Raw genomic sequence first — 13,135 nt, forward strand, 5'->3', positions numbered from 1 at the left:
GAAGCCACACTGTGGCGCGAAAGCGGCGTGGATACTGCCTGTGGTTGATGTTTCGGCGTTCAAGACTCATGGCCGCGGCTTGACAGCAGAGCCGGTCGTCGGGCGCCCGCGCGCCGCGGAGCTTGATCCCTGGCGGCCGACCCTCTAAGCGGACCGCGTTTTTCGCCCCTGTCCGAGCTTCGGGGCGGCTGACCAGGATTCGGGGCCCTTGTGTGGTCCCCGCCGCAGGAATGGGAATCATGGGCAAGGAAAAGTTCTCCCGCACCAAGCCGCACTGCAACATTGGCACGATTGGTCACGTTGACCACGGCAAGACGTCGTTGACGGCGGCGATCACGAAGGTTCTGGCGGAGACGGGCGGGGCGACGTTCACGGCCTACGACCAGATCGACAAGGCTCCGGAGGAGAAGGCGCGCGGGATCACGATCTCGACGGCGCACGTGGAGTACGAGACGCAGAACCGTCACTACGCGCACGTGGATTGCCCCGGGCACGCCGACTACGTGAAGAACATGATCACGGGCGCGGCGCAGATGGACGGCGCGATCCTGGTGGTTTCGGCGGCCGACGGCCCGATGCCGCAGACCCGCGAGCACATCCTTCTGGCGCGCCAGGTCGGCGTTCCGGCGCTGGTGGTGTTCCTCAACAAGGTCGACATGGTCGACGACGAGGAGCTCCTGGAGCTGGTCGAGCTGGAGGTGCGCGAGCTCCTGTCGAAGTACGACTTCCCCGGCGACGACATCCCGATCACCAAGGGCTCGGCGCTGATGGCGCTTGAGGACAAGGAGCCGAAGATCGGCAAGGAGGCGGTGCTGGCGCTGATGGCGACGGTGGATGCCTACATCCCGCAGCCGGAGCGTCCGATCGACCTGCCGTTCCTGATGCCGATCGAGGACGTGTTCTCGATCTCGGGCCGCGGCACGGTGGTGACGGGTCGCGTCGAGCGCGGCATCGTCAAGGTCGGCGAGACGGTGGAGATCGTCGGCATCCGCGACACGCAGACCACGACGGTCACGGGCGTGGAGATGTTCCGCAAGCTGCTCGACCAGGGCCAGGCGGGCGACAACGTCGGCGTGCTGCTGCGTGGCACGAAGCGCGAGGACGTGGAGCGCGGCCAGGTCGTGTGCAAGCCGGGTTCGGTGAAGCCGCACGCCAAGTTCAAGGCCGAGGCCTACATCCTGACCAAGGAAGAGGGCGGCCGCCACACGCCGTTCTTCACCAACTACCGGCCGCAGTTCTACTTCCGCACCACCGACGTGACCGGGATCGTGACGCTGCCCGAGGGCACCGAGATGGTGATGCCGGGCGACAACGTGACCATGGACGTGGCGCTGATCGTGCCGGTGGCCATGGAGGAGAAGCTGCGCTTCGCCATCCGCGAGGGCGGCCGCACCGTCGGTGCCGGCGTCGTCGCCGCCATCAACGATTGAGCTCGAGCAGGGCCGGCGCGTCGCGACAGACGATGCGCCGGTCCCGCGCCGTCAGCCGGCGGATGGTCCGTGGTCATCTCTAGACCACGGGGGTGCGTCAGGGCTCAGGCCATCGACTTCGATGTGACTCGCGCCGGCCTCCGTCTTGACGGGGTGCCGGCGTTGTTTTGTCTTGTCTCCGCCTTGTCTTGGGGGAGGCTCGGATGTTCGGAGATTCCGCTCGGCGGGCCGCGCGATTGCTGGTCCTGATCTGTGCCGGCTCCGTGTTCCTGCCGGTCGGCGCGCGGGCAGACGACCTGAGCGACGGCCGCTTTCGCGACGCGGTGATCAAGCAGATCCGGATCCGTCGACCGGACGTGGCGATCGACCTCAATGCCGATCCGGCGCAGCTCGGCATCGGCACCCAGACGCTCGATCTCACCAATCTCCACCAGCATGTCCGCGGTCTCACCGAGGCCGAGCGCCGGCGGGAGGTCGACGAATTCCTCGGCCTCGCCTTCGCCAAGGCCGGCCCTGCGCCGGAGCCGGCGGATTTCGCGGCGATCAAGGGCCGCCTGCGCGTGCAGCTGGTGCCGGATGAGATCCTTCAGCAGAACCCGCAGCTCGCGCATCGCCGGTTCTCCGAGACGCTGCACGTCGTCTACGTGCTCGACGAGTCCAGGCGCTACCAGTACGTCACCCGCGAGATGATCGCCGGCTGGCACGTCGATCCTGCCGTGGTGGAAGCCACGGCGGTGCGGAACCTCGCGGGGGCCTCCAAGGATGTGCCGTTCCAGCTCGTCGTCGCGGACCGCACGCCCGTCGCCGCCCTCGCCAGGGAGGACGACAATTACGCCCTCGCGCGTTTGCTCGTGCCGGACTGGCTCGAGGAGATCCGCAAGGCGCTGAAGGCCGACGGCATCACGCTGACCGGGCCGACCCGCAATCTGCTCATGGCGTGGCCCGCCGACAGTCCTGCGCGGCGCGAGCTGGCCGCAGAGGCCACCACGCAGATGCGCGCCGGCCCCTACGGCCGCAGCGACGAGCTGTTCCGCTTCGACCGGGGCGGGCTCCGGCCCCTGACCGCCGCCGAGCGGGCGGATCACGGCCGGTGATGCGCGGCGATCGGCGGCGAACCTCTTGCAAGCCGCGCCGCGATGAGGCATTGGGCGGTGCGCTAGGAGTGTAGCTCAACTGGTCAGAGCGCCGGTCTCCAAAACCGGAGGTTGCGGGTTCGAGTCCCTCCACTCCTGCCAGACATTCAGCCCGATCCCGCGCGGTGGCCCGGTCGACAAGCCGGGGGAGTTGCGCTAGAGCGGGCGCAATCCGAGATCTGAAGCGACCGTCGGTGCGGGCCCATCCGGGTCCTCGGCGCCGACATTCGCATTCCCGGATGCGGTCTCTGCCTCGGGGCCGAACACGCACAGATACTGGCGCCATGGCATCGAACGAAGCGACCAAGAAGGTGGACCTGGTGCGCGGCGCAGCCCGCGGTCCCGCGAATCCGCCGCCGGCCCGGCCGGCGACGCCGAACCGGGCGCCGCAGAAGCGTGCCACGCCGGGCGAGTTCATCGCGCAGGTTCGCGACGAGGCCCGCAAGGTCACGTGGCCGACCCGCCGGGAGACCACGATCACGACGATCATGGTCTTCGTGATGGTCGTGGCCGCGAGCCTGTTCTTCACGGTCGTGGATCAGGCCCTGCGCTTCCTGGTCGGCCTGATTTTGGGCGTCTGAGTCGGAGGCGTACGAGGGCGGCTCGCCGCCGATCGGGGGAGACCCCGCGGACTTGTCGGAGTTGAACGGAACCGTGTCGAAGCGCTGGTACATCGTCCACGCCTACTCGAACTTCGAGAACAAGGTCGCCCAGTCCATCAAGGATCAGGCGGCTCAGCGCGGGCTGACCGAGCTGTTCGACGAGGTGATGGTCCCGACCGAGAAGGTCGTGGAGGTCCGCCGCGGCCGGAAGGTCGATGCCGAGCGTAAGTTCTTCCCCGGCTACGTGCTGGTGAAGTGCGACCTCACCGACGAGGTCTACCACCTCATCAAGAACACCCCGAAGGTCACGGGCTTCCTCGGCGCCGACAAGTCGAAGCCGGTTCCGATCCCCGACGCCGAGGCCGAACGGATCAAGGGCCAGGTCGCCGAGGGTGTCGACCGGCCGAAGCCCTCGATCTCTTTCGAGATCGGCGAGACCGTCCGGGTCGCCGACGGTCCGTTCGCCAGCTTCAACGGCACCGTCGAGGAGATCGACGACGCCCGCTCCCGCCTCAAGGTGGCCGTGTCGATCTTCGGCCGCGCGACGCCGGTGGAGCTCGAATACGCCCAGGTCGAGAAGGCCTGAGCCTCCTGATTTCGGCGGCCCTGAGGCCGCCGCGTCCTTCCGGCTGTCGCTGTGCGGCGGCCGCGAACTTGCCCCATCCTCCTGAGGCTGGGGCATCATCCGCGGGAGATCCGCCCGGCCTCGCCTCCGGGATCCACGGCTCGCACCGCGACCTGCAACCGTCCGACCCGCCGCGCTTCAGGCCGCGTGGGGGCGGATTCTCATTGGGAGCAGTCCCATGGCGAAGAAGATCACGGGCTACGTGAAGCTTCAGGTCCCGGCCGGCGCGGCGAACCCGTCGCCGCCGATCGGTCCCGCGCTCGGTCAGCGCGGCCTCAACATCATGGAATTCTGCAAGGCCTTCAACGCGAAGACCGCGCAGATGGAGAAGGGCACCCCGATTCCGGTGATCATCACCGCGTATCAGGATCGCTCCTTCACCTTCGAGATGAAGCAGCCCCCGGTCACCTTCTTCCTGAAGAAGGCCGTCGGCCTGAAGATCGGCAAGAAGCCGGCCTCCGGCTCGAAGACCCCGGGCAAGGGCCCGACCGTCGGCAAGATCTCCGAGGCGCAGCTGCGCGAGATCGCCGAGAAGAAGATGCCCGACCTCAACTGCGACTCGATCGAGTCGGCCGTTGCCATGATCCGCGGCTCCGCCCGGGCCATGGGCCTCGAAGTGACGGCCTGAGGGAGGACAGCATGGCTAAGGAAGGCAAGCGCATCCGCGCCGCCCGCGAGGGCATCGAGGTCACCAAGCTCTATCCCCTCGACGAGGCGATCAAGCTGGTGAAGGAGCGGGCGACCGCGAAGTTCGACGAGACCGTCGAGGTCTCCATGAACCTCGGCGTCGATCCCCGCCACGCCGACCAGATGGTCCGCGGCGTCTGCAACCTCCCGAATGGTTCCGGCCGGACGGTGCGGGTGGCGGTCTTCGCCCGCGGCGCCAAGGCGGACGACGCCAAGGCCGCCGGTGCCGACATCGTCGGCGCCGAGGACCTGCTGGAGATCGTGCAGAGCGGCAAGATCGAGTTCGATCGCTGCATCGCGACCCCGGACATGATGCCGCTGGTCGGCCGTCTCGGTAAGGTGCTGGGCCCGCGCGGCCTGATGCCGAACCCGAAGGTCGGCACCGTCACCATGGACGTGAAGGGCGCCGTCGCCGGCGCCAAGGGCGGCTCGGTGGAGTTCCGCGTCGAGAAGGCCGGCATCGTCCATGCCGGCGTCGGCAAGGTCTCGTTCGACGCCGACAAGCTCGTCGAGAACATCAAGGCCTTCGCGGACGCCGTCGCCAAGGCGAAGCCCGCGGGCGCCAAGGGCACCTACGTCCAGCGCATCGCCGTCACCTCGACGATGGGCCCGGGCGTGAAGGTCGAGCCGAACACGGTTCTGACCGCCTGAGGCAAGGCATAGCGTCTACGCTGCGGAGCGCCCGGTCGGAAACGGCCGGGCGTTTTCCGTTGCGGGCATGCGGACGGAGCAGCCGTCCCGCCGCGACAGTCGGGCGAGCCGCCGGAACGGCACTCTCGACGCGGGCTCGGCGACCGATCCGGCGCATCGCGTGGGCACCTTGCCGGGAAACGCCCCGGATTACGGCGTGACCATGCTGGTCCCGTCCGAGGCCCGTCGGCGGATCTGATCGGCGGGGCCGAATCGCGGCGATTCTCGTGCTGGATCCCGGGTCGCACATCGCTGACGCGCCCTGTGCCCGGGAAGGGCCGGTGAGAAATAAACCCGCACCCCTGTCTCGGACGGTTGAAGCGGATCCTATCCGGAACCCGGCACGCGACAGGCCGCGACAGCGGCGCCGTTCTCCTTCACGCCATTCTTAACGGCAGAGGGGGCGCCAACGCGCGCGGCTGTGCTAGATAGGCCGACATGCGATGCACCCTGACGGTCACCTCCAAGCGACGCATCCTGTGCGTCTTTCCCGCCTACACGCCGTCCTTCGGGACGTTCTCCCACGCCTACCCGCTGATGGGCGGGGTGAAGGCGTTCATGCCGCCGCAGGGGCTGCTGCTGATCGCGGCCTACATGCCGGAGGCGTGGGAATGCAGATTCATCGATGAGAATATCCGCCGCGCGAGCCCGGCCGAGTTCGCCTGGGCCGACGCGGTGTTCGTTTCTGGCATGCACATCCAGGAACCGCAGATCCACGACATCCGCGACCGTGCCCGGGCCGCCGGCAAGGTCACGGTTCTGGGCGGTCCCTCGGTCTCGGGCGCGCCGGAGAAATATGGCGACTTCGACTATCTCCATGTCGGCGAGATCGGCGACGCCACCGACCAGCTCGTCGCGCGCCTCGACGCCGATGTCGCGCCCCCGCCCGCCCAGGTGGTTCTGGAGACGAAGGACCGGCTCGCGCTCGCCGACTTCCCGGCCCCGGCCTACGACCACGCACCGCTCAAGCGCTATCTGATCGGCTCGCTGCAATTCTCCTCGGGCTGCCCCTATCGCTGCGAGTTCTGCGACATCCCGCAGCTCTATGGCCGCCAGCCGCGGCTCAAGAGCCCCGAGCAGATGTGCGCCGAGCTCGACGCCATCATCAGCCAGCCCGGCCATCCGGCCGTCGTCTACTTCGTCGACGACAATTTCATCGCCAACCGCAAGGCGACCCGCGAGATGCTGCCGCACCTCGTGGCGTGGCAGAAGAAGAACAACTACCCGCTTCAGTTCGCCTGCGAGGCGACGCTGAACATGGCCAAGCAGCCCGAGATCCTCGAGCTGATGCGGCAGGCGAACTTCATGACGGTGTTCGTCGGCATCGAGACCCCGGAGGCCGAGGCCCTCAAGGGCATCGACAAGACCCACAACGCCGCCGTCCCGATGTACGAGGCGATCGAGACCCTTAATTCCTACGGGCTGGAGGTGACCTCGGGCATTATCCTGGGCCTCGATTCCGACACCGACAAATCCGAGCAGAACCTGATCGATTTCATCGACCGCTCGGCCATTCCCGTGCTGACCATCAACCTGCTCCAGGCCCTGCCCAAGACCCCACTCTGGGACCGGCTGGAACGCGAGGGCCGGCTCGTCCACGATGCGGCATTGGAATCGAACGTGCTGTTCAAGCGCCCGCACGACACCGTGGTGGGCAGCTGGCGCCGGGCCATCGCGCACGCCTATACGCCGGAGAAGATCTTCGAGCGCTTCAAGCACCAATGCGCGGTGACCTACCCGAACCGCATCACCACGCCGACCGCCGGCAAGCTGACCTTCACCAATCTCCGCCGGGGCCTGATCCTGGGGTTCAACATCATCACCCGGGTCGGGATCTTTTCCGATTACCGCAAGCCGTTCTGGAGTGCGGCCGGCTACGCGCTGAAGCGCGGGCAGATCGAGGCGGTGTTCAACATGGGCTTCGTGGCCCACCATCTGATCCGCTTCACCCGCGAGGCCCTGCGCGGCGAGCACAACGCCTCCTTCTACGCCGCCAAGGCCGCGGAGGCGAAGGCGGCCCGCGACCGGAGCTGGTGGGAATCGGCCCGGCGCAGGCTGGCGCCGGAACGCGAGGCCGCGTGAGGCGGGTTGCCGGTCAGGCCCGGAGATTCCGCAGCAAGTCCTTGCCTGCGGCGGAAAAGTCGCGCTTCAGCCCTTGGCAGGCGGCTTGCTAGGCTCTATACACCGCGCCTCACGCATTTCATCCTCACGGAAGGAGACGGCCGATCGGCCGGTTTCCGCTCGAAATGTCGCCCGGGCAACCGGGTGGCAAAGGCCGGACGGATCCCAGGGGCGACGAGCCCCGCGGAGCCTTGTCCGGCCATGTCCTGTCCGAGACTGCAGGTGCCGGCTCGCCGGCTTAATCCCCAAGCCTGCACAGACGGGGAAGACCGAATTCGAAAAGCCTCGCCCAGGCCTCGGCCGCGGAGGGGTGTCGGTTTGAACCAACTCGCCCGAGGCGGCCTCCAGGGGCACGCGCGGGGACAGGGCCGCGAAGCGTCGTTCGGACGTTCCCGGTCTCTTGGCCGAGATGACGTCCGGGCGGCATGTGCAACCGGCGGACCCGAGATCGGGTTCCGCCAACCGGAGAGAGCCCAGTGGACCGGACAGCTAAAGCTGATCTCGTCTCGACGCTCAACGGCGTGTTCAGTGAGAGCGCCGTTGTCGTCGTGGCCCACTACAAGGGCCTCACGGTCGCCGACATGCAGAAGCTGCGTTCGCAGATGAAGCAGGCTGGCGCCACCGTGAAGGTCGCCAAGAACAGCCTCGCCGGCATCGCACTCGATGGCACGGACGTCGCCTCCATCAAGCCGCTCCTGAAGGGCCCGACCCTGCTCGCCTATTCCGGCGACCCGGTCGCAGCCGCGAAGGTCGCGGTCGATTTCGCCAAGGCCAACGACAAGCTCGTGATCCTCGGCGGCGCGATGGGGAAGACCGCCCTGAACCCGGACGGCGTGAAGGCCCTCGCCTCGCTCCCGTCCCTCGACGAACTGCGCGCCAAGATCGTGGGCCTCGTGCAGGCTCCCGCGACGAAGATCGCTCAGGTCGTCAACGCGCCGGCGGCCAAGCTCGCCCGCGTGTTCGGGGCTTATGCCAAGAAGGACGAGGCCGCCTGAGGCCCTTCAAAAACCATCCGTTCGAACCGATATTGAGAGGAATTCAAAATGGCTGATCTCGCCAAGCTCGTCGACGACCTGTCCTCGCTGACCGTGCTCGAGGCCGCTGACCTGGCCAAGATGCTCGAAGAGAAGTGGGGCGTCTCGGCCGCCGCTGCCGTCGCCGTTGCCGCCGGCCCGGCTGCCGGTGGCGCCGCCGCCGCCGTCGAGGAGCAGACCGAGTTCACGGTCGTCCTGGCCTCCGCCGGCGACAAGAAGATCGAGGTCATCAAGGAGGTCCGCGCGATCACCGGCCTCGGCCTCAAGGAAGCCAAGGACCTCGTCGAGGGCGCGCCGAAGCCGGTCAAGGAAGGCGTTGCCAAGGACGAGGCCGAGAAGCTCAAGGCCCAGCTCGAGAAGGCCGGCGCCAAGATCGAGCTCAAGTAAGTCGACGATGGGCCGGTCCCGGCCCATCACCCCACGGAGGTCCGCTTCGGGCCTGTCGTGACCGGAGCCCGCGGGTGCAACACCCGCGGGCTTTAGGCCGCTTCGGCGGATGGTCCCGGAAGGGACCGGCGAGAAGTTTCGGTTCGGTGGCGCTGCCCGGCGGGGCGCGCGTCGCGGCCCGGTGCGGGAGGTCCCTTTCGGGAACGCTTCCCCGGGCGAGAGGTACGCGGGTAGGAGCGAGGTCACATGGCCAACACGCTGGTCGGTCGCAAGCGCATTCGGAAGTTCTTCGGCAAGATCAAGGAAGTTGCCGAGATGCCGAACCTCATCGAGGTTCAGAAGGCGTCCTACGACCAGTTCCTGATGGTCGACGAGCCCGAGGGTGGGCGCGCCGACGAGGGGCTGCAGAGCGTGTTCAAGTCGGTCTTCCCGATTTCCGACTTCGCTTCCACGGCCCTGCTCGAGTTCGTGCGCTACACCTTCGAGGCGCCCAAGTACGATGTCGACGAGTGCCGCCAGCGCGGCATCACCTTCGCGGCCCCGCTGAAGGTCACGCTGCGCCTCATCGTGTTCGATGTCGATCCCGACACGCAGGCGAAGTCGGTCAAGGACATCAAGGAGCAGGACGTCTACATGGGCGACATGCCCCTGATGACGGAGAACGGCACCTTCATCGTCAACGGCACCGAGCGCGTGATCGTCTCGCAGATGCACCGCTCGCCGGGCGTGTTCTTCGACCACGACAAGGGCAAGACCCATTCCTCGGGCAAGCTCCTGTTCGCCGCCCGCATCATCCCGTACCGGGGCTCCTGGCTCGACGTCGAGTTCGACGCCAAGGACATCGTCCACGTCCGCATCGACCGGAAGCGCAAGCTGCCGGCGACGTCGCTGCTCTATGCCCTCGGCCTCGACGGCGAGGAGATCCTGTCGACCTTCTACAACAAGGTCGTCTATGACCGCGACGGCGCCGACTGGCGCGTGCCCTTCGACGCCGAGCGCATGAAGGGCATGAAGGCCACCGTCGACCTGATCGACGCCGATTCCGGCGAGGTCGTGCTCGAGGCCGGCAAGAAGCTCAACGCCCGCAACGCCCGTCAGATCACCGACAAGGGCACCAAGTTCCTCAAGGCCACCGACGAGGATCTCGTCGGCCAGTACGTGGCCGAGGATCTCGTCAACGCGCAGACCGGCGAGATCTGGGCCGAGGCCGGCGAGGAGATCACCGACAAGCTCCTGAAGAGCCTGGATGATGTCGGCATCACCGAGCTCCCGGTGCTCGACATCGACCACGTCAATGTCGGCCCCTACATTCGCAACACGCTGGCGGTGGACAAGAACTCCAACCGCGAGGGCGCGCTGTTCGACATCTACCGGGTCATGCGCCCGGGCGAGCCGCCGACCCTCGAGACCGCCGAGGCGATGTTCCACTCGCTGTTCTTCGACTCCGAGCGGTACGACCTCTCGGCCGTCGGCCGCGTGAAGATGAACATGCGCCTCGACCTCGACGCCGCCGACACCGTGCGCACCCTCCGCAAGGAGGACATGCTCGCGGTGGTGAAGGCGCTCGTGGAGCTGCGCGACGGCAAGGGCGAGGTCGACGACATCGATCACCTCGGCAACCGCCGCGTCCGCTCGGTGGGCGAGCTCATGGAGAACCAGTACCGCCTGGGCCTTCTGCGCATGGAGCGCGCCATCCGCGAGCGCATGAGCCAGGTCGATATCGACACGGTCATGCCGCAGGATCTGATCAACGCGAAGCCCGCGGCGGCGGCGGTGCGCGAGTTCTTCGGCTCGTCGCAGCTCTCGCAGTTCATGGACCAGACCAACCCGCTCTCAGAGGTGACGCACAAGCGCCGCCTGTCGGCCCTCGGCCCGGGCGGTCTGACCCGCGAGCGCGCCGGCTTCGAGGTGCGCGACGTGCACCCGACCCATTACGGCCGCATCTGCCCGATCGAGACGCCGGAAGGCCCCAACATCGGTCTGATCAACTCGCTCGCGACCTTCGCGCGGGTGAACAAGTACGGCTTCATCGAGACCCCGTTCCGCCGCGTGCGCGACGGCGTGGTCACCGACGAGGTTGCCTACCTCTCCGCCATGGAGGAGGCGAAGTACTACGTCGCCCAGGCGAACGCCCAGATGGACGAGGCCCGCAAGCTCACGGAGGATCTCGTGGTCTGCCGCCGGGCCGGCGAGGTGATCGTCGTTGGGCCTGAGCGCGTCGACCTCATGGACGTGTCGCCCAAGCAGCTGGTCTCGGTCGCCGCGGCGCTGATCCCGTTCCTGGAGAACGACGACGCCAACCGCGCCCTCATGGGCTCGAACATGCAGCGGCAAGCGGTGCCGCTGGTCCGCGCCGACGCCCCGTTCGTGGGCACCGGCATGGAGGCGGTGGTCGCCCGGGATTCCGGCGCCGCCATCGCGGCCCGCCGGGCCGGCATCATCGATCAGGTGGACGCCACCCGTATCGTCATCCGCGCCACCGAGGAGGCCGACGCCAACAAGCCTGGCGTCGACATCTACCGCCTGCAGAAGTTCCAGCGCTCCAACCAGTCGACCTGCATCACGCAGAAGCCGCTGGTCCGCGTCGGCGAGTTCGTGAAGAAGGGCGAGATCATCGCCGACGGTCCCTCGACCGAGTTCGGCGAGCTGGCGCTCGGCCGGAACGTGCTCGTCGCGTTCATGCCGTGGAACGGCTACAACTTCGAGGACTCGATCCTGCTCTCCGAGCGGATCGTGAAGGATGACGTGTTCACCTCGATCCACATCGAGGAGTTCGAGGTGATGGCCCGCGACACCAAGCTCGGGCCGGAGGAAATCACCCGCGACATCCCGAACGTCTCCGAGGAGGCGCTCAAGAACCTCGACGAGGCCGGCATCGTCTATATCGGTGCCGAGGTGAATGCCGGCGACATCCTGGTCGGCAAGATCACCCCGAAGGGCGAGAGCCCGATGACGCCGGAGGAGAAGCTGCTCCGCGCCATCTTCGGCGAGAAGGCCTCGGACGTGCGCGACACCTCCCTGCGGGTGCCGCCGGGCGTCACCGGCACGATCGTGGAAGTCCGCGTGTTCAACCGCCACGGCGTCGACAAGGACGAGCGCGCCCAGGCGATCGAGCGCGAGGAGATCGAGCGGCTCGCCAAGGACCGCGACGACGAGCAGGCGATCCTCGACCGCAACACCTACGCCCGTCTGGCGGATGTGCTGATCGGTCAGGCGCCGGTGGCCGGCCCGAAGGGCTTCAAGAAGGACACCACGCTCACCCGCGAGCTGATCAACGACTATCCGCGCTCGCAATGGTGGCAGTTCGCCGTCATCGACGACCGTCTCATGACCGAGATGGAGGCGATGCAGAAGCAGTACGACGAGTCGAAGAAGCGCCTGGAGCAGCGCTTCCTCGACAAGGTCGAGAAGCTGCAGCGCGGTGACGAGCTGCCCCCCGGCGTCATGAAGATGGTCAAGGTCTTCGTGGCGGTGAAGCGCAAGATCCAGCCGGGCGACAAGATGGCCGGCCGTCACGGCAACAAGGGTGTCGTGTCGCGGATCGTGCCGATCGAGGACATGCCGTTCCTGGAGGACGGGACGCATGCCGACATCGTGCTCAACCCGCTGGGCGTGCCCTCGCGCATGAACGTCGGCCAGATCCTCGAGACGCACCTGGGCTGGGCGGCTGCGGGCCTGGGTCGCAAGGTGTCGAAGGCGGTGGATGCCTATCTGAAGTCGCAGGACATCGCGCCGCTGCGGGAGGAGATGAAGGCGATCTACTCCCCGGGCGAGCTCGACGGGCTGACGGACGAGGAGCTGGCCGAGGCCGGCAACAACGTCCGCCGTGGCGTGCCGATGGCCACGCCGGTGTTCAACGGCGCCAAGGAAGCCGACATCGAGCAGATGCTGGAGATGGCCGGGCTGGACCGCTCGGCGCAGTCGACGCTCTACGACGGGCGGACCGGCGAGCCCTTCGACCGCAAGGTCACGATGGGCTACATCTACATGCTGAAGCTCCACCACCTCGTGGACGACAAGATCCACGCGCGCTCGATCGGCCCGTACTCGCTCGTCACCCAGCAGCCGCTGGGCGGCAAGGCGCAGTTCGGCGGCCAGCGCTTCGGTGAGATGGAGGTCTGGGCGCTGGAGGCCTACGGCGCGGCCTACACGCTGCAGGAGATGCTCACGGTGAAGTCGGACGACGTGGCCGGCCGCACCAAGGTCTACGAGGCGATCGTCCGCGGCGACGACACCTTCGAGGCCGGCATCCCCGAGAGCTTCAACGTGCTCGTCAAGGAGATGCGCTCGCTCGGCCTCAACGTCGAGCTGACGTCTTCGAAGAAGGCCGCGAACGATCAGCTGGAGCCGCCGGCCGACGCGGCCGAGTAGAGCCAGTCACAAACACCTCCCGTGGCGGCGGATCCCGCCGCCACGGTCGAGCGGG

Annotated in this window: 10 protein-coding genes and 1 tRNA gene; all 11 read left to right on the plus strand. The window is 67.4% G+C overall.

The window, feature by feature from the left end:
- The first annotated feature begins 239 nt into the window (after positions 1–239).
- Complete coding sequence (gene tuf / locus A3862_RS12460) at positions 240–1,430, plus strand: elongation factor Tu (RefSeq protein WP_043348276.1); 1,191 nt, start codon at positions 240–242, stop codon at positions 1,428–1,430.
- Positions 1,431–1,633: 203 nt separating this feature from the next.
- Complete coding sequence (locus A3862_RS12465) at positions 1,634–2,524, plus strand: hypothetical protein (protein WP_124262968.1); 891 nt, start codon at positions 1,634–1,636, stop codon at positions 2,522–2,524.
- 64 nt (positions 2,525–2,588) lie between these two features.
- Positions 2,589–2,665 (plus strand) — tRNA-Trp (locus A3862_RS12470).
- A gap of 182 nt (positions 2,666–2,847) precedes the next feature.
- On the plus strand, positions 2,848–3,144 hold the full coding sequence (secE, locus tag A3862_RS12475; RefSeq protein ID WP_043348282.1) for a preprotein translocase subunit SecE: 297 nt from the start codon (positions 2,848–2,850) through the stop codon (positions 3,142–3,144).
- 73 nt (positions 3,145–3,217) lie between these two features.
- Positions 3,218–3,751, plus strand: a complete 534-nt coding sequence (nusG, locus tag A3862_RS12480; RefSeq protein ID WP_012320778.1) for a transcription termination/antitermination protein NusG — start codon at positions 3,218–3,220, stop codon at positions 3,749–3,751.
- Positions 3,752–3,968: 217 nt separating this feature from the next.
- Positions 3,969–4,418, plus strand: coding sequence for a 50S ribosomal protein L11 (gene rplK / locus A3862_RS12485; RefSeq protein ID WP_043385646.1), 450 nt, complete (start codon positions 3,969–3,971; stop codon positions 4,416–4,418).
- An 11-nt stretch (positions 4,419–4,429) separates the two neighbouring features.
- A complete protein-coding gene (rplA, locus tag A3862_RS12490; protein WP_043348287.1) occupies positions 4,430–5,128 on the plus strand; it encodes a 50S ribosomal protein L1 in 699 nt (232 codons plus the stop codon).
- Positions 5,129–5,605: 477 nt separating this feature from the next.
- Positions 5,606–7,249 (plus strand): B12-binding domain-containing radical SAM protein, encoded by a 1,644-nt coding sequence (locus A3862_RS12495; RefSeq protein ID WP_043348289.1) that lies wholly within the window; start codon positions 5,606–5,608, stop codon positions 7,247–7,249.
- Positions 7,250–7,764: 515 nt separating this feature from the next.
- The gene (rplJ, locus tag A3862_RS12500; RefSeq protein ID WP_043348291.1) at positions 7,765–8,283 is read left to right on the plus strand and encodes a 50S ribosomal protein L10; all 519 of its coding nucleotides are present in this window, start codon (positions 7,765–7,767) and stop codon (positions 8,281–8,283) included.
- 48 nt (positions 8,284–8,331) lie between these two features.
- Positions 8,332–8,709: a 50S ribosomal protein L7/L12 gene (gene rplL, locus A3862_RS12505; RefSeq protein WP_012320773.1), complete on the plus strand. Its 378-nt coding sequence runs from the start codon at positions 8,332–8,334 to the stop codon at positions 8,707–8,709.
- 246 nt (positions 8,710–8,955) lie between these two features.
- Complete coding sequence (rpoB, locus tag A3862_RS12510) at positions 8,956–13,080, plus strand: DNA-directed RNA polymerase subunit beta (protein ID WP_043759115.1); 4,125 nt, start codon at positions 8,956–8,958, stop codon at positions 13,078–13,080.
- Positions 13,081–13,135 lie beyond the last annotated feature (55 nt).

Source organism: Methylobacterium sp. XJLW, from assembly GCF_003254375.1.
Lineage (GTDB): Bacteria > Pseudomonadota > Alphaproteobacteria > Rhizobiales > Beijerinckiaceae > Methylobacterium > Methylobacterium fujisawaense.